17 protein-coding genes are annotated in these 23,153 nt (G+C 40.2%); 16 read left to right on the plus strand and 1 reads right to left on the minus strand.

Annotation, left to right across the window (positions count from 1 at the left end; translation table 11 throughout):
* The first annotated feature begins 143 nt into the window (after nt 1–143).
* The 4 genes from IEV39_RS04975 (at nt 144) to IEV39_RS04990 (ending at nt 3,024) form a co-directional block, all read left to right on the plus strand.
* Nucleotides 144–716: a DUF6932 family protein gene (locus tag IEV39_RS04975; protein WP_005285983.1), complete on the plus strand. Its 573-nt coding sequence runs from the start codon at nt 144–146 to the stop codon at nt 714–716.
* Nucleotides 716–1,639: a hypothetical protein gene (locus IEV39_RS04980; protein WP_005285978.1), complete on the plus strand. Its 924-nt coding sequence runs from the start codon at nt 716–718 to the stop codon at nt 1,637–1,639. The genes IEV39_RS04975 and IEV39_RS04980 overlap by 1 nt, the downstream gene beginning before the upstream one ends.
* Before the next feature lie 151 nt (nt 1,640–1,790).
* Complete coding sequence (locus IEV39_RS04985; protein WP_005285976.1) at nt 1,791–2,381, plus strand: uracil-DNA glycosylase family protein; 591 nt, start codon at nt 1,791–1,793, stop codon at nt 2,379–2,381.
* 19 nt (nt 2,382–2,400) lie between these two features.
* On the plus strand, nt 2,401–3,024 hold the full coding sequence (locus IEV39_RS04990; RefSeq protein ID WP_005285974.1) for a class I SAM-dependent methyltransferase: 624 nt from the start codon (nt 2,401–2,403) through the stop codon (nt 3,022–3,024).
* Between the two features lie 14 nt (nt 3,025–3,038).
* Here IEV39_RS04990 and IEV39_RS04995 read toward each other — a convergent pair whose 3' ends face one another.
* Nucleotides 3,039–4,547, minus strand: a complete 1,509-nt coding sequence (locus tag IEV39_RS04995; RefSeq protein WP_005285971.1) for a phospholipase D family protein — start codon at nt 4,545–4,547, stop codon at nt 3,039–3,041.
* 296 nt (nt 4,548–4,843) lie between these two features.
* Between IEV39_RS04995 and IEV39_RS05000 the strand changes: the two genes are divergently transcribed.
* From IEV39_RS05000 to IEV39_RS05055, 12 genes are all read left to right on the plus strand, one after another.
* On the plus strand, nt 4,844–5,119 hold the full coding sequence (locus tag IEV39_RS05000; RefSeq protein WP_004653592.1) for a metal/formaldehyde-sensitive transcriptional repressor: 276 nt from the start codon (nt 4,844–4,846) through the stop codon (nt 5,117–5,119).
* A gap of 14 nt (nt 5,120–5,133) precedes the next feature.
* Nucleotides 5,134–6,243 (plus strand): S-(hydroxymethyl)glutathione dehydrogenase/class III alcohol dehydrogenase, encoded by a 1,110-nt coding sequence (locus IEV39_RS05005; RefSeq protein WP_032883251.1) that lies wholly within the window; start codon nt 5,134–5,136, stop codon nt 6,241–6,243.
* Between the two features lie 59 nt (nt 6,244–6,302).
* Nucleotides 6,303–6,659 carry a winged helix-turn-helix domain-containing protein gene (locus IEV39_RS05010; protein ID WP_005285965.1) on the plus strand — a complete coding sequence of 119 codons (357 nt, stop codon included), beginning with the start codon at nt 6,303–6,305 and terminating at the stop codon, nt 6,657–6,659.
* Between the two features lie 248 nt (nt 6,660–6,907).
* The gene (atzF, locus tag IEV39_RS05015) at nt 6,908–8,746 is read left to right on the plus strand and encodes an allophanate hydrolase (protein WP_005285963.1); all 1,839 of its coding nucleotides are present in this window, start codon (nt 6,908–6,910) and stop codon (nt 8,744–8,746) included.
* 19 nt (nt 8,747–8,765) lie between these two features.
* Nucleotides 8,766–12,371, plus strand: a complete 3,606-nt coding sequence (uca, locus tag IEV39_RS05020; RefSeq protein WP_005285961.1) for an urea carboxylase — start codon at nt 8,766–8,768, stop codon at nt 12,369–12,371.
* A 6-nt stretch (nt 12,372–12,377) separates the two neighbouring features.
* On the plus strand, nt 12,378–13,070 hold the full coding sequence (locus tag IEV39_RS05025) for a GntR family transcriptional regulator (protein WP_005285959.1): 693 nt from the start codon (nt 12,378–12,380) through the stop codon (nt 13,068–13,070).
* A 317-nt stretch (nt 13,071–13,387) separates the two neighbouring features.
* Entirely contained in the window at nt 13,388–13,615 is a 228-nt protein-coding gene (locus IEV39_RS05030; protein WP_227554501.1) for a hypothetical protein, read from the plus strand.
* A 79-nt stretch (nt 13,616–13,694) separates the two neighbouring features.
* Complete coding sequence (locus IEV39_RS05035) at nt 13,695–18,548, plus strand: RHS repeat-associated core domain-containing protein (protein ID WP_005285955.1); 4,854 nt, start codon at nt 13,695–13,697, stop codon at nt 18,546–18,548.
* Nucleotides 18,549–19,092: 544 nt separating this feature from the next.
* Complete coding sequence (locus IEV39_RS05040; protein ID WP_005285953.1) at nt 19,093–19,950, plus strand: AraC family transcriptional regulator; 858 nt, start codon at nt 19,093–19,095, stop codon at nt 19,948–19,950.
* A 25-nt stretch (nt 19,951–19,975) separates the two neighbouring features.
* Complete coding sequence (locus IEV39_RS05045; protein WP_005285951.1) at nt 19,976–20,980, plus strand: NAD(P)H-quinone oxidoreductase; 1,005 nt, start codon at nt 19,976–19,978, stop codon at nt 20,978–20,980.
* Nucleotides 20,981–21,088: 108 nt separating this feature from the next.
* Nucleotides 21,089–21,964, plus strand: a complete 876-nt coding sequence (gene hchA, locus IEV39_RS05050; protein WP_005285949.1) for a glyoxalase III HchA — start codon at nt 21,089–21,091, stop codon at nt 21,962–21,964.
* 155 nt (nt 21,965–22,119) lie between these two features.
* Entirely contained in the window at nt 22,120–23,121 is a 1,002-nt protein-coding gene (locus IEV39_RS05055) for a 2-dehydropantoate 2-reductase (protein ID WP_005285948.1), read from the plus strand.
* Nucleotides 23,122–23,153 lie beyond the last annotated feature (32 nt).

Raw genomic sequence — 23,153 nt, forward strand, 5'->3', positions numbered from 1 at the left:
TGGTGAATTAAAATGCCATAATTTATGCGCCAAATGGTAGCACAACATACCCCAATATGAGTTATAGTTTAATGGATTAGATAAGTTAATTACTCTGTAAAGCCGTATTAATTCAGAGTATTGGGAAGGAATAATAAGTAATTATGGATACTAAACCTCAAATCTTTAACATGGCAGGTGTAATTCCTCCTATTGATGAAAATGATGGAACAAGTCCTCATAGATCTCCGTATACAATTTCTATTGTTAATTTGATTGAGTTATTTGCATACAAAGAAGAAAGAAGAGCAATTTTAGACGGTTTATTACGATATCGAGCAGAATTATATAAAGCGGGCTTAGCATCTGGTTATCAATGGCTAAATGGTAGTTTTACAACTAACATAGAAACTTTGGAAAATAGGCCTCCTAATGATATTGATGTTGTTACCTTTTTTCATCTTCCAAATGGTGAAACACAACTAAGTTTTTTGCCAAAAACAAAAGATTTATTTACAACAAAACTTACTAAGTTGAACTTTAAAGTTGATGCATATCCAGTGATTTTAGGGCAAAATTTAACTTATGAGTTAATTCAACGCATCACTTATTGGTATAGCATGTGGTCACATCGTAAAAGTGATAATTTATGGAAAGGATTTCTAGAAGTGCCACTTAATTATGAGGAAGATCAACAAGCTATAGTTTTACTTAATTGCAAAGGAGGTATAGCGTAATGAATGCTCTTATGTATGCTAACCTTACTGCGGAAAGAAATACTCTTAAAGAGTTATTAGCAAATATTCCAGAAGAGAATGTTATTGATAGATATGGATTGGAAAATAGGCTTGAAGAGGTCGAGAACTGTTTGGAATCAGCCAATCCTTACCATATCGTAAAAAGAGCGAAATTAACGTTTCGAGGTAATCCTGTTATCGGTAGTGAAGCTATTTCCGCTAGTTTTGCAACGAAGGCCACAAAGATATTCTCTGATGCTGTTTCTGCAATATCAGCAGGATTAACTGGTGAGTTCCATTTTAAAGGTAAAATACCACATAGCAACTTGAATCAGCTTATGATCACTGGAACTGCCATTGGATCGTTTGGTTTTGAGTTAGAGCTACCAAGACCAGATCAAACTGATTTATGTCCTGAAGTTTCAATTACTGAAAAGGCGATTAATAATATTAGGACCTTATTTGAGTTAGCCGCTACTGGGACAGATGATGAATTAATTGATATTCTTGAAGAGATACATCCAAGAGCTATATCAAAAATTCATGAGTTTCTAAGTTTTTTAGATGAACAAGATGCAAGATGTGGATTGGAATTCGATAATCACTTTTTCAGATTTCAGGATAGTAAACAAATTTCTTTTGCGCTATCTCGTTTAAATGAAGATAATTTTTTAGAAAAAATAATTCCATATAGAGGTATCTTTCAAGGGATTTTACCATCAACACATTCATTTGAGTTTAGGACAGAGATTGATGGTGATTTGATTAAGGGTAAGATCAGTTCTGATATTCCTCATAAGGATTTAATTAATCCTAAATGGTTATTTAAATCAGTTACAGTTAATTTTGCTGTCGCAACTATAGGAAATAGTAGACCTAAGTTTATTCTGAAATCTATAGATAATATATTCTTAAATCAATAAATACTATTAAGCCCACCCAAAGGTGGGTTTTTTATGAAAAAATTTTATTGAGGCGAAATTTTCACCAACAAAAGATCCAAGCAAAAAACTGGAAAATTCTATAAAATAAACAAAATGATTCACTCAATTTAAAATTTGGTTTTTGATATAAATGACTGATATAGAAATAGAAACACATCCATTACAACCGTTTTTACCTTCCAATGCCAAACTATTGATGCTCGGTAGTTTTCCGCCGCCGCAAAGCCGCTGGAAGATGAATTTTTACTATCCTAACTATCAGAACGATATGTGGCGGATATTTGGTCTGATTTTCTTTCAAGATAAAAATCATTTTTTAGATTTACCTAATAAAAACTTTAAACAGCAACTGATTCAGGATTTTCTGACTCAGATTGGTGTCGGAATATTTGATACGGCGTATCAGATAAAACGCTTACAAGGGAATGCTTCGGATAAATTTTTAGAAATTGTCACACCGACAGATTTATCAAAGTTACTTGAACAGATTCCCATGTGTCATACCATCATGACCACGGGAGATAAGGCCACAGATACATTAATGCAGCATTTCCCCGATCAGCCGATCAAACCGCTGATTGGTCAATCTGTACAGGTTAAACATCTCGATCGGGAACTGAATTTATATCGTTTACCGTCGTCATCACGTGCATATCCATTAGCACTGGAAAAAAAAGCAGAGGTATATCAGCAATTTTTTAAACAAATTGGTTTAATTTAATTATATAAAAGGGAAATAAATGAAGGATGTTGAGAGCCCAATTGATTTAAGAATTTTCGCTGATGCTTTGGAATGGCAACAAACGGCGAATGTGAAAAGACCGTGGCGAAAGGATTTCTTTGAATATTATGTCAATCTAATTAGACAGCATGTGTCTGGACAATGTCATGTATTGGAACTTGGTTCTGGACCTGGATTTTTAGCTCAACATTTGCTCTCACAACTTGCTGATCTTCGATATACCGCTTTTGATTTTTCAGAAGCAATGCATCAGCTGGCACAAGAAAAACTTAATAATACTGAGAGAGCTCGGGCAACCTATATTGTTGGAAATTTTAAAGAGACGGGCTGGCAAAATACTTTTACTCAGCAATATGATCTGATCATTATCCATCAAGCATTACACGAGTTGCGACATAAACGCTATGCAACCAATTTTCATAAAATCGCAAAAACCTTGTTAAAACCTCAAGGCCATTATTTAGTATGTGATCATTTGTGTGCAGCACATGCAATGCAGAATGATCAGCTTTATATGACCAGGCAAGAGCATGTGAATGCACTTGAACAGGCATCTTTTACACAAATCAAGATGCCGTTAGAGATAGAAGGGCTATGTTTATTTGAGATCAATTGGGTTTAACTAAACAAGCTTCGTTACATCATCCATTCAACTGGAAAATAAGACACAACATGCATGGTAAAGCGCTGGAATCTGGTGCTTTCAGGGTCATGATGATGTTCAACCACTTCACCATTTGGCTTATGTTCATACCAGACAATATTGCCATTTTGATCTAGTTTGAGCTGATAGGCCACTTGTAGCAAATGCTGATCCAGCATAGCCGTAATCTGGTCTTGTAAATGATCAGATTCGACTACTAAACCAACCTCGGTATTTAAATGCGCAGAGCGCGGATCAAAGTTAAATGAACCAATAAACACCTTTCCATCGACATCAAAAAATTTAGCATGCAGACTTGAGCGATTCTTGCCTTTCACCGGGATTACGCTCCCAGTCGCAATTTCATACCATGTTCGTTTTTTACGTTCAATATTCGGTTTAAACTCATACAGTTGCACACCACTTTGTAACAGTGGTTTTCGGTATTGGCTATAAAAAGAATGCACCACTGCGACATCATTGGCTACCAGACTATTGGTCAGGACACGTACTTTTATCCCGTCTTTAGAGAGTTGATTGAGGTAGGCAGTTCCTTGTTGAGTCGGTACAAAATAAGCGGAGACCAGCTCCATATGTTGTTCAGGTTTGCCCATAATTTTCAGAACTTGGGCATACAAAAGCTGCTGATTTTTGGCCTTTCCTAAGGCCTTACTCGGGTGATCAGCGACAAAATGCGCTTTTGCCCATTGCACCGGATAGTTTTGTAGGCGAAGTTTTAAATAATCTTGCGCGGCTTCGAGTTTATCTTCGGTCGGGGTATCAACCTGATCTAAGGCTTTATAGCTATTTCTTAAATCCTCAAGTTGCTGCGGCGAAGCCGCACCCATTAACTGTTCTGTTGAATAACTGAGTTGATCGGACCAGAATTCTTCGAACACCTGTTCTGCGCGATCGACTGCTTTACCGTAGAATAAAATGTCCATATCGCTAAACTGGAATTGCTCGCCTGCATCAAAGTATTCACTACTGATATTACGACCACCTGTTACTGCAATCGAATGATCGGCAATGGTAAGCTTATTATGCATACGATGATTAATCTGTTTCAGCCTGAATACATAATCAATAAAACGTAAATGTCTAAACTTATAGGGATTGAAAATACGGATTTCAAAATTTGGATGTCGGGCGAGGGCTTTTAAGGTTTTATCTAGTTTTATGCCATTCTGATCATCAATCAGTAAACGGACTTTTACCCCGCGGTCTGCTGCTTTGAGCAATTCATGCAACATCATGTTGCCGATGACATCATCATTCCAGATATAGTATTGTAAATCCAGCTGATGCTGGGCATTTCGAATCAAATGCATCCGTGAGGCCATACTTAAAAAGGCATCATCCAAAGCTAAAAAAGCCGTTAAACCGTTTTCAATATTAAGATCGGCTTGTGGATCATTCATCCACTTTGTTTTAGTATTCAAGGAGTTACTCCGATCATAGTTCTGATTAGAGGGCAAAGAACAGCCGCCCATTCCAAACATAATAACAAGAGCCATGATTTTAAAATGGTATGAATTGTTTATGATTTTATTGATCAAGCGTGCCAGTCCAACAATAATGTATAGATGTTTGATTTTGTTATATCTCTAAACGCTTTTGGGTTCCAAGGTTTAAATGTAATAATAAATATAATCAATATCTTATCATTTTAAAAACTTAATTTTTCTATCTCAATTCTTCTTAAAAGCGAGCCTTTTAAGTTTATCAATGAGCAAACATTGAGTTCTATTACTATACTGGTGTATAGTATATTTTTAGATTTAATGTGGTCGACATTATGCCTAAACAATTAGAGGATAAAAAAAAGATTCTCACACGTGTAAGACGAATCCAGGGGCAAGTTCAAAGTGTAGAGCGTGCTTTGGAAAATGACACAGAATGTGCTGATATCTTGCAGCAAATCTGTGCAGTTCGTGGCGCATTAAATGGTTTGATGACCGAACTTCTCGAAATTCATTTAAAAGATACCTTGGTCGTTGGCGAATCTTCGGAGTTACAACGCAGTCAAGAGCTCATTCAAGTCAGTAAAATTCTTAAATCTTATTTAAAGTAAGGAGTGTCATTGTGATTAAATCTCGTGCAGCCGTTGCTTTTGCCGCAGGCGAACCATTACAAATCGTAGAACTGGATGTTGAACCACCCAAGAAAGGGGAAGTCCTGATTAAAATTTCCCATACGGGGGTCTGCCATACTGACGCTTTCACTCTATCAGGTGATGATCCGGAAGGTGTTTTTCCGGCAGTGCTGGGGCATGAAGGTGCTGGGGTTGTAGTGCAAGTTGGTGAGGGGGTGACCAGTGTTGCAGTCGGCGACCATGTGATTCCGTTGTATACCGCTGAATGTAAAGAATGCTTATTCTGTAAATCGGGTAAAACCAATTTATGCGTGGCAGTACGTGCAACCCAAGGTAAAGGTGTGATGCCAGATGGTACCACGCGTTTCTCTTATCAGGGGCAACCGATTTATCACTATATGGGTTGTTCAACATTTAGTGAATATACCGTGGTTGCAGAAGTGTCTCTGGCAAAAATCAATCCTGAAGCCAATCATGAACAAGTCTGCTTATTGGGTTGTGGTGTGACCACTGGTATTGGCGCAGTACATAATACGGCGAAAGTCCAAGAGGGCGACAGTGTTGCTATATTTGGTTTAGGCGGTATCGGCCTTGCTGTGGTACAAGGTGCACGTCAAGCCAAAGCTGGCCGTATTATTGTGATTGATACCAATCCTGATAAATTTGAGTTGGCAAAACAGTTTGGTGCAACCGATTTCCTTAACCCAAAAGATTATGAACAGCCGATTCAGCAAGTGATTGTTGAAATGACTGGTTGGGGCGTTGATCATTCTTTTGAATGTATCGGCAACACCAATGTCATGCGTTCTGCACTGGAATGTGCGCATCGTGGTTGGGGACAATCGGTGATTATCGGGGTTGCAGGTGCAGGTCAGGAAATCTCAACCCGTCCATTCCAGTTGGTGACAGGCCGTAAATGGATGGGAACTGCTTTTGGTGGTGTAAAAGGCCGTAGCCAATTACCAAAAATGGTGGAAGATGCAATGAAGGGCGAGATTGAGCTGGCACCATTCGTAACGCACACCATGCCATTGGATGATATTAATGAAGCCTTTGACTTAATGCATGAAGGCAAGTCGATTCGTACCGTGATTCATTTCTAACTTTATAATGATAGGATTTGATGATGTGAAATGCATCATCAAATCTTGGGTGGATCTTGATGTCAAAACCACGTTTAAAACTGCATGTCAGGATTTTTTCAGAGGAGCAGATTGCTTTTGGTCCCGGTAAAGTGGAGCTACTTGAAGCGATCCAGCGTACAGGCTCAATTTCCCAAGCGGCAAAATCCATGCAGATGAGTTATCGCCGTGCATGGCAATTGGTGGGCACCATGAATCAATGCTTTCATTCTCATCTAGTCGATACCCAAACCGGCGGAACGCATGGTGGTGGTGCAGTGGTGACTGAATTAGGGCAAGAGGTACTTAAAAAATTTAGAACCATGGAGCAGCAAGCGATTCAGGCTGTCGCAACTGAGTTTGAAGATTTCGCACACTATCTAAAAGTAAATAAATAATCCGATAAGCATAAAAAATTAATACGCCTTATTCCACAATTTCCTCAAGCTTTGATGTCACTCTAATTATCTGCTGATTTATAGCGCACATTGATTCGCACAACATATTCTTTAGCACCACAACGAAACCCTAGAAGTTCACTCATGTTCATATAAGATATTAAGTAATTAATTTATATATAAAAATAAAATTGGCACAGTTTCTGCATTTATCTATTCAAACTTGTATACAAGATAGGATTCATAAAATGCATCAACTAAAAACTTTAGGCTGGACAATTTCTGAATGGCAAGCCGCGTATTTAAACAAAGAAATTCAGCTGGATATTTTAAAAGAACTGGTTGCAGCAATTGATCCTCATGATGTTGCCTGGATTTCTGTTGTCAGCCCAGAACTATTGGAACAACAGATTCAGTCCTTAACGCAACTGACTCAAGATGCTGACCATTTGCATAAACAGTTTCCGTTATACGGTGTGCCATTTGCCGTCAAAGACAATATTGATGTGGCTGGCTTTGTTACTACGGCGGCATGCAAGGCTCTCAATACGGTGGCTACGCAAGATGCCGAGACAGTCCGTTTACTGAAACAGGCCGGTGCCATTGTCATTGGCAAGACCAACCTTGACCAATTTGCCACAGGTCTGGTTGGCACACGTTCACCATTTGGGGCAGTACCGAATAGTTTTAAAGCAGAATATGTCAGTGGCGGTTCAAGCTCGGGGTCTGCCAGTGTTGTGGCCAGAGGTTGGGTGCCATTTTCTTTGGGAACCGACACTGCGGGATCTGGGCGCGTGCCAGCAGCCTTCAATAATATTGTGGGTTTAAAACCAACCAAAGGTCGTTTTTCCAATCGGGGTTTATTACCTGCGGTAAAGAGTATTGATTGTATTTCTATTTTTGCATTGACGGTTTCTGATGCGGAATTGGTGGCGAATCAGGCCGAAGCCTATGATGCTTTCGATAGCTATTCACGTCAGCACCCGAAAAATGTACCTGCACGTTTTTCCAGCAAATTGAAATTTGCCATTCCAGATAAATTGAACTTCTTTGGTGACCAGTTGTCAGAGAAAGCCTTTCAACACACCATCCAATTACTGGAAAGTTTAAATGCAGAAATCACGCCGATTGATTTTTCTGCTTTTGAGCAACTTGCAGCACAACTTTATCAAGGCGCCTGGGTGGCAGAGCGTACCGCTGCGGCTGCCAGTCTACTCAAAACCAATGCGGCTGATTTTGATCCGACCGTTTTAGAGATCATTCAACAAGGTGAAAAATATTCTGCGGTGGATGCCTACAATGCGGAATATTTAAAGCAGGACTTAAGCCGAAAAATTCAAACGAGCTTGGCTGAGTTTGATGCCTTGATCGTGCCAACGTCACCGACGATTTATCGCATTGAACAAATGCAACAGCACCCGATTGAATATAACGCACATTTCGGGACTTATACCAATTTCACCAACCTCGCTGATTTAACTGCCTTGGCATTACCTGCCGGCTTTAGAGCAGACAATTTACCCTTTGGTATCACCTTGATTGCACCGGCTTGGCACGATGCAGCGCTGGTGCACTTCGGCAAAGCATGGCAGAACTATTTAGCACTGAAACTCGGTGCTTTAGATAAGCCTTTATCTACAAATACGCCAACCTTAATGTCTCCTCATCATATTCGGGTCGCAGTTGTAGGGGCGCATCTAACCGGGATGCCATTAAATTTCCAACTCACCACACGTGGTGCGGTTCATGTCGAAACCACCAAGACTTCTCAAGATTATGCACTGTATGCATTGAATGGCACAGTTCCACCAAAACCGGGTTTGGCTCGTCAGCAAGATGGGCAAAGCATCATTGTCGAGCTTTGGGATGTACCTGCAGCACGCTTCGGTGAGTTTGTGGCAGAAATTCCACCCCCATTGGGCATGGGCAATGTCGAACTTGAAGATGGCCGTTGGGTGAAAGGCTTTATTTGTGAACCCTATGGCTTAGGCGATGCCGAGAATATCAGCCATTTTGGCGGCTGGAGAGCATATATCCAGCATCGGAACAGTCAAGCAGATCAGCAACTCGCCAATACAGCCAATTAATTTTTAGGGGGAAATCATCATGTTTAAGACTGTACTTATTGCAAACCGTGGTGAAATTGCTGTTCGGGCAATTCGAACACTGAAAAAATTAGGTATTACCAGTGTGGCAGTTTATTCAGACAGCGATCGTTATGCGCAACATGTGCAGGATGCCGATATTGCCATTGCACTGGAAGGCTTAAAACCTGCCGATACCTATTTAAGTATTGAAAAATTGATTCAAGCTGCTCAACAAACTGGGGCAGAAGCGATTTTCCCGGGCTATGGTTTCCTGTCTGAAAGTGCCGATTTTTCTCGTGCCTGTGAAGAAAACAACATTGCCTTTATGGGCCCAACTGCAGAACAGATTCTGGAGTTTGGCCTAAAACATCGCGCACGTGAATTGGCTGCGGCAGCGAATGTACCAATGACACCGGGCACAGGACTGCTTGATAGCCTTGAAGAAGCATTGTCAGCTGCTGAACGGATTGGCTATCCAATCATGCTCAAAAGCACTGCAGGTGGCGGTGGAATTGGCTTAACCCGTTGTGACTCCCCGCAAGCATTAACTGAAGCGTATGAAAGTGTAAAACGTCTTGGTGAGCAGTTCTTTAAAGATGCAGGTGTGTTTATTGAGTGCTTTATTGATCGAGCACGTCATGTTGAAGTACAGATTTTTGGCGATGGCAAAGGTCAAGTAGTCGCGTTTGGTGAGCGTGATTGCTCATTGCAACGCCGTAACCAGAAAGTGGTTGAAGAAACCCCCGCAGCAAACTTGCCTGAAGCAACCCGTAAAAAGCTCCATCAAGCTGCAGTTGAACTGGGTCGTTCCGTCAATTATCGCAGTGCAGGAACGGTTGAGTTTATTTATGATGCCAAACGGGATGAGTTTTATTTCCTTGAGGTGAACACCCGTTTACAGGTCGAGCATCCGGTAACGGAAATGGTGACAGGTCTCGACCTGATTGAGTGTATGCTCAAAGTCGCGGCGGGCGATGCGTTGGATTGGGACTACCTCAGCAATATCCAACCGCAAGGTGCTGCGATTGAAGTTCGGATCTATGCCGAAGATCCTGTTAAAAATTTCCAGCCAAGCCCGGGTGTGCTCACCGAAGTGTCATTCCCAGAAGGCATTCGTGTCGATACCTGGGTGAAGACAGGCACCGAAATTTCCCAGTATTTCGATCCAATGATTGCCAAGATTATTGTGCATGCTGACGATCGTGCTACTGCAATCGAAAAATTAAAAACAGTTCTGGCTGAAACCCGTTTAAATGGTATCAGCACCAATCTGGATTATGCACGCGCGATTGTCTCAGACCAACGTTTTGAATCCATGCAAATCTGGACACGCATGCTGGATGATTTTGATTATTCACCAAAAGTCATTGAAGTGGTACAAGCGGGTACATTGAGCTCAATTCAAGACTATCCGGGACGAACAGGCTATTGGGATATCGGTGTGCCGCCATCGGGTCCTATGGATGATTATGCATTCCAACTTGCCAATCGAATTGTAGGTAATAACGCAAAAGCCGCGGGGTTCGAATTTACCTTGGTGGGACCAAGCTTGAAGTTCCATGCCGATACCATCATTGCATTAACAGGTGCAAGTTGTACTGCCGTGTTGGATGATCAACGGATTGCCTTTTGGCAACCGATTAAGGTCAAAGCAGGCCAGACTTTAAAAATAGGACAGGTGGCATCAGGCTGCCGTACTTACTTAGCCGTGCGTGATGGACTGGATGTACCCCTATATTTGGGTAGCCGTTCAACCTTCGCATTGGGTAATTTCGGTGGTCATGCAGGACGTACTTTACGTGTTGGTGATATGATCAAAATGGTTGATGCAGAACTTGCCAGTGCGGAATTACCGCTTGCGATTGATGAGCCTCGAGCCTTATCCAAAGACCTTATTCCTGAATATAGCAATGAATGGGAAATCGCGGTGCTGTATGGTCCACACGGTGCGCCTGATTTCTTTAAACCTGAATATGTGGAAGAATTTTTTGCTTCTGAGTGGACTGTTCACTTTAACTCAAACCGTTTAGGCGTCAGACTTTCAGGACCGACACCGAGCTGGGCAAGAGAGAATGGCGGTGAAGCAGGCCTACATCCATCCAACGTGCATGATTGTGAATATGCAATTGGTGCGATCAACTTTACCGGCGATTTCCCTGTAATTTTAGCAAAAGATGGTCCTAGCCTTGGTGGTTTCGTGTGTCCGGTGACCATTGCCAAAGCAGAACTATGGAAAGTAGGCCAGTTGAAAGCCGATGATAAAATCCGTTTTTATCCAATTACAATCGAGCAGGCCAACGAGTTAGAACGTAAACAAATTGACAATATCCAGAACTTTGCTGCCGCTGCCAAAGTCGTTGAAACCATTGAGCCAGCTCAAGATGTCTTTACCACCATTCTGGCAAAACGTGAACAAACTGAATTATCGCCAAAAACGGTGTATCGCCAAGCTGGAGATAGCTATATCTTGCTCGAATATGGTGAAAACGTTTTGGATTTAGCGTTACGTTTACGTGTGCACCAATTGATTCAAATGATTCGCGCTGCCAATCTTGCTGGAGTTTTAGAACTGTCACCCGGTGTACGTTCACTACAGATTAAATATGATGGTTTAGTGATTGCTCAAGCTAAGCTGATTCAAGAATTGCTTAAACTTGAAGAACAAATGGGGGATTTAAGCCAGCTTAAAATTCCATCACGTATTGTGCATTTACCAATGGCATTTGAAGATAGTGCGACTTTAGGTGCAGTGGAACGCTATCAGGAAAGTGTCTGCGCCAAAGCGCCGTGGTTGCCGAATAATGTTGATTTTATCCAACGTATTAATGGTCTAGCGCATCGTGATGAAGTCAAAGATATCATTTTTGATGCTAACTATCTGGTCCTGGGTTTAGGCGACGTTTATCTGACAGCACCTTGTGCTGTGCCAATCGATCCACGTCATCGTTTGCTCAGCTCCAAATACAATCCAGCGCGTACTTTTACCGCAGAAGGTACCGTCGGTATTGGTGGGATGTACATGTGTATTTATGGCATGGACTCACCAGGTGGTTATCAGTTAATTGGACGGACGCTGCCGATCTGGAACAAGTTTAAAAAGAACAAGCAATTTGGTGATAAACAATGGTTTTTGCACTTCTTTGATCAGATTAAATATTTCCCTGTCACTGAAGCGGAACTCAATCAATGGCGTGCAGATTTTGAAAATGGTTGCGCTCAGATTCAAATTGAAGAAACCGAGTTCGACTATGCTGACTATGTACAGTTCTTGCAGGATGAAGCGGAAAGCATTGCCGCGTTTAAAGAGAAGCAGCAACAGGCTTTTAGTACCGAAGTCAGCCGCTGGAAAGAAGAGTTTGCAGTGCAACCTGAGCAGCAGGTAGAACAAGCCAATCAGGTCGATTACAGTCATCTTTCTGCTTTAAATGCATCAATGACCGGCAATATCTGGAAAATTTTTGTTGAACATGGCCAAGAGATCAAAAAAGGAGAGACTATTGCTATTATTGAAGCCATGAAAATGGAACTGCCGGTTTATGCAGAGGAAGATGGCATCGTCAAAGCCATTATTTGCAGGGCAGGACAAACCGTACACAGTGGTGAACCATTGGTATATATGGAATAGTGTTGAATGAAAGAAACAAAAATAACAACAAAAAGCTCAGACAATTTGTCTGAGCTGGTTTACCAGCGCATCAAGAATGACATCTTTGATTTCAAGTTGATGCCAGGTGAACGCTTCACTGAGTCTGAAGTTGCTAAGGCCTATGAGGTAAGTCGTACCCCCATCCGACAAGCCTTGTATCGCCTGCAACAAGAGGGCTATGTCGAGGTGAGCTTTCGGAGCGGTTGGCAGATTCGACCGCTCAATTTTCGTTATTATGAAGAGCTGTATGATGTGCGGATTGTTTTGGAAAAAGATTCGATTCGAAAACTCTGTCAGATGGATCACCATCATTCAGTCGAGTTGTCGGTGTTAAAAGCACTGTGGTTGATACAACCTTCTGAGTATTTAAAGGACATTAAACAATTGTCTCAGCAGGATGAAGATTTTCATTGTGCCTTGGTCCGTGCTTCGGGAAACAATGAAATGGCAAGGATTCATCGTGATTTGAGTGAGCGTATCCGGATTATCCGCCGTCTGGATTTTTCTAAGGATTATCGGGTTGAAGCGACTTATCAGGAACATCAAAAAATCTTAGGTTTTATTTTTGAAAGACAGACAGAGCAAGCGATCAGTGCGATTGAAGCGCATATTATGCAAAGTCGTGATGAAGTGAAAAAAATTACTCTACAGATGTTGGATTCGAGTCAGTTTTATTAATTAGTTTCAATAATTTAAATTAATCATATTGGATAAGAGCAGTCAGTTTTTTGTAAATATTTTTTGTTATTACTTATTTCATAAAGTTCTTTAAAACAAGGCTGGCTGATGACTAGAAGAGCAAAGTGAACATATACAAGACTATTATTAAGTTTTTTAAATAAAAGACTATTTATAAGAAACTTTTTTTGACTTAAATGACAATTTTTTTACCTTTCAAGATAAATATAATTATGAATATTTACTATACAATTTGTATTAAATGGGTAAGAATTAAGTTTCTTTTAAGTTAAGGAAAAAGTATGAGTAAAAACTTAATGTCTAAACTTATATCAATTATTTTATTGGGAGCAGTAACACTTTGTGTCGGTTGTGAGACTGAACAAAGTGTTTCTAAAAATAATAATGGTATGGTTGGCTATGCCAAGATCCAGGCTCAGGAACAGGCCGAGTTAACGAACCAAGAATATCTAAAAAAATATCCTTTGCCACAAAGCAAAGTGGTATTAGATGGTACAAAACAGACAGTAAATCTTAAAGAATAATTTACTAATTAGTTAAATAAAATTTTCTAGTCTTTAAATAGATAGAAATACTTATATAAAAAATTTCATGGAATTTATAATGAATACGACTATAAAAGGATATAGGTATAGTCTTTGGCTATGCTTATGGGGGTTGCTGACCTTATTCAGCCAAATCGTTTATGCTGCACCTGATATTGTTGCACAAAACTATGCTTCAGCGCGTTCACCAGGAATACAATCATGTACTGCAGGTTATGATCTGATGTCTGGGGATGTTAATTACGGACAATCTCTGATTAATGGAGCTTTACCTTATAGCCTTAACTATCGCGCGCCTTTACGACAAAACCTTTCAGCAGCCCAAATTTTTGCGCAACCTGAAGAAACGTCATTAGGTTGGACTGATAATTATCAAGCTCATGTCATAATACAAAACTACAGCTCTGAGACTCAAGAATATCAACAAGCTTCTTGGGCTCCATCTACTTGGTTTAATGGTTATTACTTAACTACTTCAAATCCTGTCGTTGTAGATCAATATACTGCAAAAATAATTCGTATCCGTTTGCCTGGCGAAAGTGTAGATACTCTTTTTAAAGAACAAAGCGGAAATTTCAGTCGTGTCTATTCGGCGGATGCGATTAATGATTTGAGTTATTACGGGATTAGAAATTTATCTTGGAACTCTGACTTAGGTGAATATCAATTAAGCCGAGTTAATGGACAATTAATTGTTGTAAAAAATGGCGTGAAATATAGCATTTCAACAGATGCTTATAATATGGCTCCTAGCCAGTCCTCATCAGTATCCGCAAATCTTTATATCGATTCTAATGGAGCATTTAGAACAACAATGGCTTCTTGGTTTTACCCACCAAGTGGAGCGATATCAAATACAGCTACAGCTGTTCGGACAACTACAACCGTATCCATAGATTTATATAGAGTTAGTTCGATTGATAACAATCAAGGCAAGGTCGTTAATCTACAATACGATAATAGAATGAATCTGACACAAGTCAGTGATCAATATAATAATAAACTAGTATTCGAAAGAACCTTTCATGATGCAACACTTGGTACTAGTCAAACTATTGATGAATCTCGTTTAGTAACTAAAGTGACTTATACAGCAGCACAAGGTGGAAGTCAGGTTGCGACTTTTAACTACAAAGCATACTCAAATAAAGTCCCAAGTACAGGTTCGGATACAACTGTATTTGCTCTAATTAGCTCTAGCTCAACAGCAGCAGGATCTCAAAGTTATGTCAATGAAATGACAGAGTTGGGAGCGGTTAAAGTTTTTGTTGCACGTTGGGGAAGAACAGCAGATGAAAGTTATTATTATCCAGTTTTACGGCAAGTAAAAAACAGTTTAGGTCAGGTCATTCGACAATGGGATATAACTCAGAATTATGTTGTTACTGGTAGTGGTGTAGATGCTCGTTATACGACAGCACTTACGCTGTTAAGATCATATACCTTGTTATCAACTGGTCCTGTACACGATACATCGACTTATTATGATGATATAGCTAAAACAATTAATTTTGTATTATTGCTAGATGGCAGTCTGGTCTCGAGTTCAATTCAAAGCACAGTAAACTCAGATAAAAGCCTAAGTATTACTGCATCAGGTTACCCATGTTTAACGTCTAATGGCAAGCCTGTTAGTTCAGCAGAATTTTCAACAGATCGAAGTCGCTTGGTTAAAATTAAGGATGGAAATAATATTGCGACGACTTATGAATATGACAATCTTAACCGAGTCACAGGGATTACAGAGGCTGCTGATACAACATTAAGCCGTAAGACGGTATATAGCTATGACGTATTGAGTAACAATACAGTCAATACATTTTTAACCCCAACGAGCATAGCTACACCAAATATCACTGTTAATAATGTGCTTAACCCAAGAGGGCAAATTGTTACACAAACGCAAACATCAACTCAGTCTGGCAGTACCAGTAAAGTGACAAGTTATGTTTACGATGAAACTACAACCAGTAAAAACTTTGCTCGTTTACTCAGTGTAGACGGTCCACGTAGTGGTACAGCAGACAAAATCACATATAGTTATGACAACTTTGGTAATTTGGCAAGCCAGTCACAAACCGTAAATGGAGCCGCTCGTACAACTCAGTACTTGGGTTATAACTCATTTGGAGCACCAGAACGAACGGTTAATCCAACAGGCTTGGTAAATCAATTTGTTTATAATGCAGATGGTACTTTAAAAAGTCAGACGACTGGTGTAGGTGGTACAACAGGAGCGATTACCGGTCAAACCACAAGTTATACCTACAATACTTTAAAACAGAAAATTAGTGAAACCAGTCCAGATGGAGAAGTGACCCAATTTGCTTATGATTTAGCAGGACAATTAATACAAACGACTTTACCAAATGGTAATCGTGTTCAAAAAAATTATTATCCAGTTGGTATCGTATCCAGTGAAAAGAGTTTGACAAGTGCAGGAGTAGTAGCAGCTGAAAGCTATCAGTATTTAGATAGCAAAGGTTTTGTATCAAAAACTCAACAAGGTAATGATCCTACGCGTCAATACATCACCTATAGTTATGATAATAATGGCAACCTGTTACAAACTACGAGTGCTGAAGGCGTTATTGAGAAATGGAGTTATGATGCGCTCAATCGTGTGACCAGCCATACTGATGGTGCAGGCAATATAGATACAACAGGTTATGATGTAAATGATAACGTCATTCTAGCAAAAGATGCGCTTAATGCCGGGACCAATCCCTATAATTATCGTAATGGTAATACCTTAACGCAGGAAGTAAATAGCGATTATGGCACTAAAACCTATAGTTATAATGAAGCAGATCAACTCACCCAACGCTTACATGGAACTAGAAAGTGTAACTATAACAATCTAGATGAGTTAGGGCGTTATGGATCATTTGCATGTAACACAAGCAGTGGATCGGCAGCTAATGAATATAAAATTATTGACAATTATACTTATGACCAAAGCCGTTTTGGTCGTTTAGATAAAGTCAGTACGGGTGTGACTGGCTATGATGTTGATACCCTTTATAGCTATGATGCTTATGATCGAATTACTCAAAAAGGAACAGTTAACCAACTATTTAATCGGTATGCAGCAACAGCTGGCCAAACACTCAATGTTAACTATGGCTACAGTGTAGGAGGTAAAAACACATCTATTACGTTACCTTCAGGGCGCAGTGTAAGTTATATCTATACGGCAACTGGAGTATTGAGTGGTATTAACCTCAATGGTAGTGCCTTAATTCGTGGGATTAGCTATGATGGGGCTAACCGCATCACAGGCTGGCAATGGGGGGCATCAGGTAATGCCGCTTATACGCAAAGCTTTAACAATGATGGTTCAATCAATACACTCAACAATAAAGATAGTGGAGGAGCAGTTAATTACTCATTGGCCTATGCTTATGATAAAGATGGGCGAATTACCCAAATCACAAGGAATAATGGCACTAGAGACAACTATACTTATGACAATGTTGATCGTCTAATTAGTGAAGCGCGTACTACAGGTACAGCAGCCACTTATAGTATAGGCTATACCTATGATAAAAACGGTAACCGTACCAGTTTAACTGCCACTGGTCAGCATATGCAGCCAGCAGCTAGTGTAAGTTATACTTATACAGGAAATAAACTTGCCAGTTTAAGCAAAGCTGGAGTGGGCCAGACTATTAGTCATACTGCTAATGCTGAATTGAATTTTGGTACATTCTTACCAACGTATGATAATGGTGGAAGACGTAAAGTAGACCGTTCTAGTGCGGGCTACTATTACATGAACTATAACCATAAAAACGAGCGTAGTTTTAGAGATTATGTCGTAAGTAATACTGTTACTATAATGACCCAGTTTATCTATGATGAACAAAGTCATTTAATTAGTGAATATGACAAGAATGGATTAGTCATTGAATATGTATGGTTAGGTGATACACCAATTGCAGCAATTTATGGCAGTGGTGCAGCAACCAAAATCTATTACATTATCAGTGATACCCAAAACACACCAAGACGTTTAGTCGACAGTGCAAATCATGCGGTAGTATGGGCATGGGATTCGACAGCTTTTGGTTTAGGGAATCCGACCGGTTCTATTACTTTTAATTTACGCTTCCCAGGACAGTACTATGATCTAGGTACAAATCAGTTCTATAACCACAACCGTTTCTATAACCCTGAATTGGGACGTTATATGGAACCAGACCCAATTGGGCTTCAGGGTGGTTTGAATCCTTATATCTATGCAAATAGTAATCCTGTGATGAATACAGATTCGACAGGTTTAATTTTGGATATGCTTAATAATGCAGGTTTATCAAACATCTGGGTAAATAATTTGGATAATCTAATGTGGATGAATCAGCAACAGATATCATTTGAAAGAGCGTCTGCAAATATTGGTATAGGATTAAGTTATAATGGGGTGGGTACTAAAGATTATGTAACTTATGACTCCTCATTGAGTGGAATGGTTGCAATGGATATTAGAAATTTACCATTACGATTAGGCCCTAATGGTATTACAACTGCCTCGCAAGTTTATCCTACTCAGCCTGGTAAACCATTATCGCAACAGGATATAGCTAATGGTTTACAAACTATGGGGAACGTAGCAGATGTAGGGGCAGTTGCCTGTACATTCAGTGTGATTTGTTCGCCAGCAGCTCCAGCTATAGCCTTGGTTGGTTTTGGTGCTGGTACAACAGGTACTCTTCTTGATCAGACGAAAACGACCGAACAAAAAGCTATTGGATTAATTGTACCAAATATTGCTGGCAAAATTGGTTCAAGAGTCGTCACTAACCCAACTATTAGCCAAAAAGTTGCGGATGCTTATGGAACAATTGTTGATAAAATAACTGGAATAACAATCGATAGTGTTTATGAGTGTAGGCAAAAGAAAAATTGTTAAGGTGAATTTATGAAAAATGCTCTATTAATTTTGCTTGGAAGATATAAGCTCTTTTGCACGATATCTACGGGTTCAATTGTTTTTTTGTCTATTATTTATGCATGTAATTTTAATTCAATAAGTGTAAATGAGATTATAGTTTTAATAATTGCATGGCTTTTCTTTCTTACAATTATATGGAATGTTAGTTATGTTTATGCTCCTAGTATAAATAACGATAGTAACATTTATGATATAGTCTCTAGGTGGGGGTTAATTATTATTTCTTTAATAATATTGATGTATAGTATTTTTAATATCTGTTTTTAGTATTTATGAAAATCTTCATCCAGCTTCTTAAACCAATTACTCATTCGTGAGTAATTGGTTTTTATTTTTCCTAAGATAAGTAGGAATGTTCAGTTAAATTAGAAATACATTCAATCTTACATCCATTGAGCTTCACAAAACTCTCTTTTCCATGCCTAATTCTGCATAAAACTAACAGTTTTTATCTGTTTGCTATTTAATAATAAAAATCACATTTCCAATCATCAGATGACACATGATGAATGACCAAACACTGATCAACTCATTTCTAAAACTGGTTCAGAAAGAAGGCTTTTTTGCTACAGCCATTGATGGCATTGTGCTGATGCGCGTAGACCACAATACACCACCGATCGCGGTATTGCAGGAACCAACCCTAGTATTTGTTTTACAAGGCCAAAAGCGCGGTTATATCGGCACAGAAACCTATTCCTTTCAACAAGGTCAATGCCTGATTGTCTCGGTGTCAATGCCTTTTGATTGTGACACCATTGCCAGTGCGGAAGCACCGATGATTGCGATTAGCATGAAACTGGAAGCAGACACTGTCAATGAGCTACTTGCAAAAACCTATTTCGAGAATTACCAGTTTAAGCCACTCACCACAGGAATGAGTGTGATCGAATATGATCAGGCCATTTCGAGTGTGCTGAATCGTTTATTACAGACATTGACCTCGGAACAGGATGTGCTGGTTTTAGGCGAGCAGATTAAAAGAGAATTGCTTTATCGAGTGATACAACATGCAGGCGCAGATGCCTTAAAAGGTTTGGTGGCACAAGGCAATCTCAGACCCATTTATAAAATCTGCGAATATATCCAGCACCATTTTACCGAAAAGCTCACTGTAGACATGCTAGCAGAGCAAGCCAATATGAGCACTTCTGCATTTCATAAAGCCTTCAAACAGGTGACACAACATTCGCCGCTGCAATATTTAAAAGTCGTGCGGTTGCATAAGGCAAAACAATTGTTGCAAAACGCAGACCAAAGTGTGGCTCAGGCGGCTTATGCTGTTGGTTATCAGAGCTCTTCTCAATTTAGCCGAGAATTTAAAAAGCAGTTTGGTTTTCCGCCCAAACATGCTGAATAGAATACTGAAACGGAGTCATGATCAGATGAATCAAAATAGCGTAGAGCAAATGAAATATATCGAAATTACTCAAGCAGGCGGTCCTGAAGTGTTACAGCTTGCCGAGGGAGCACGCCCAGAAATTACAGCAGATGAAATCCTGATTGAAGTCTACGCAACTGGAATTAACCGACCGGATATCTTACAGCGCCAAGGATTATATCCGATGCCAAAAGGCGTTACGCCTATTCCCGGACTGGAAGTATCAGGAGTGGTCACACAGGTAGGGGCTCAAGTCACTCAGTTTAAAGTAGGTGATAAAGTCTGTGCACTCACCAACGGCGGTGGCTATGCTGAATATTGTGCCGTACCCGCAAATCAAAGCTTGAAGATTCCAAAAAATCTCAATTTTGTTGAGGCCGCTGCAATTCCCGAAACTTATTTCACCGTCTGGGCAAACCTGTTCCAGATTGGTCAATTAAAGAAAGATGAAACCGTGCTGATTCATGGCGGTGCCAGTGGGATTGGTTCAACAGCAATCAGCTTGTGTCATGCCATGGGCATTAAAAACTTCTCCACGGTGGGAAGTGATGACAAAGTTGAAAAATTATCTGCTGTGTCTCAGGTCATTAACTACAAAACTCAGGATTTTGAAAAAGAAGTTTTGGCGCTGACTGACGGGCACGGCGTAGATGTGATTCTGGATATTATCGGTGCGTCATACTTTAACCAAAACCTGAGATTATTAAAGCGTGACGGTCGACTGGTGATTATTGGCTTTATGGGCGGGCGTAAAGTTGACGGCTTTGATATACAGGAATTAATGCTCAAACGTGCAGTGGTCACTGGCTCAACCATGCGTGCCAGAACAAATCAAGAAAAGGCTAAAATTACTCAGGATCTTGAACAGTTTGTCTGGCCTTTGATTGAGACAGGGCAATGTAAGCCAATCATCTATAAAACCTTTGCTTTTGAGGATGTCGCACAGGCACACCAATGTCTGGAAAGCAGCCAGCATACTGGCAAGGTGGTACTCGAAATTAAGTCTTAATTTGCCTGATTATATTCATTCTATGCCTGTTCGTACTCAGTCCTTGAGTATGGCAGGTTGCTCACGCAATATGCTTATAAATAAAACGATGCAATGAGGAAACTTGAAATGACAACAAATACCGATGATCGTAATCCAACACCAGACCGTGCGGAAGATAATGCCTTCTTTCCATCGCCGTATTCATTGAGCCAGTATACTTCTGCTAAAACGGATTATGATGGTATAACCTATTCACAGCCGTATCAGGGCGATAAAAAGATTTTGATGATCGCGACAGACGAACGTTATATCTTGATGCAAAATGAAAAATTCTTTTCTACCGGCAATCACCCAGTGGAAATGCTATTGCCCATGTTCCATCTGGATAATGCAGGTTTTGCCTTTGACGTGGCAACACTGTCAGGCAATCCGGTCAAGCTGGAAATGTGGGCGATGCCCAACGAAGAACAAGTGGTATTAGACACCTATAAAAAATATGAGAAACAGCTCAAGGCACCCTTAAAACTTGCTGATGTACTCGAACAAGCCTTAAGTGCTGATTCTCCTTATGCAGGACTCTTTATTCCCGGTGGGCATGGTGTACTGGCGAAGATTCCACACAGTACGGAAGTCAAACAGCTCTTAAAGTGGGCGCTTGCCAACGATAAATATGTAATTACGCTATGTCATGGACCAGCAGCTTTACTTGCCGCAGCGGTTGATGAAAATCCACAAGACTATATTTTCAAAGACTATCAGCTTTGTGTTTTCCCAGATTCCTTAGATAAAGGCGCGAATATTGATATTGGTTATATGCCAGGAAAACTGCCATGGCTGGTGGGTGAAAATCTGCAAAAGCTTGGCGTTAAAATTTTGAACACAGGAATTACAGGTCAGGTGCACCAGGACCGAAAATTACTGACGGGTGATAGTCCGCTGGCTTCCAATAACCTAGGCAAATTGGCAGCAAGCACTTTATTGGCCGATCCAGAGCTACGTTAATTGCTTGAGATCAAAAATGAAAGCCTGACATCTAATGTTGGGCTTTTTTAACTTTTAAATCTATATAGCTGTATCAATTGTCAATTTACTGACAATCTCTATTATGACTTAAGGTTAAAGTCACTCACATGGATGTGAACTGAACAGGATGTTAAATGAAAATATGTATTTATGGGGCGGGTAATATTGGATGTTATCTGGGTGGTCGACTGGTCGCTGCAGGATGCAATGTCCAGTTGATTGTCCGCCCCAAAATTCGCCAGCAATTACAACAATACGGCCTGACCGTTTCGGACTATCTTGGGTATCAACACACCATTGCAGCAGACCAGTTGCAACTGAGTGATGATCCACAGCTTGCAGCGCAAGCAGATATTATTTTTGTCTGTGTTAAATCGGCCGCCACTGAGCAAGTTGCGCATGAGTTAAAATCTGTTTTAACAAACAAGACCTTGATTATCAGTTTTCAAAATGGTTTAAGAAATGCGGAGATTTTAAAACAGATTCTGCCCAACCAAACCATTCTTGCAGGCATGGTTCCTTTTAATGTCGCGGCTTTGGGAAATGGTAGGTTTCATCAAGGTACAGAAGGAGCTCTATATACCCAGCAGCACGAGCCAATGCATGAGTTGATAAGTGCATTTAAAACTGCTGGATTGGAACTCAAACTTGCATCTGATATGCAGGCAGTACAATGGACCAAGTTAATTCTTAATCTGAATAATTCAGTGAATGCCTTGTCACAACTTCCTTTAAAGCAACAGCTTTCTATTCGGGGATATCGTCAATGTCTGGCAATGGCACAGATGGAAGCGTTAAAACTGCTTAAAATTGCAGGAATTAAACCTGCTCAACTGACGGCCTTGCCAGCGCAGATTGTTCCTAGGGTATTAAGCCTGCCAGATTTTATTTTTAATGCCGTTAGCAAAAATATGTTAGCGATTGATCCGCTGGCACGTTCCTCGATGGCCGATGATCTCATGGCAGGGAGAAGCACAGAAATTGACTGGATTAATGGGGAAGTTGTTGGTTTAGCACAACAACTCAATTTGAAAGCACCAGTCAATGCCAAACTGATTCAATTGATTAAACAGGCTGAAACATCGCCCAAGGCATGGTCAGCACAAGCGCTTAAACAACAGCTAGAAGTCTCATAATTAAAATAGCGTATCACTGAAAATCAGTCATA

The sequence above is a fragment of the Acinetobacter courvalinii genome (assembly GCF_014635545.1).
Lineage (GTDB): Bacteria > Pseudomonadota > Gammaproteobacteria > Pseudomonadales > Moraxellaceae > Acinetobacter > Acinetobacter courvalinii.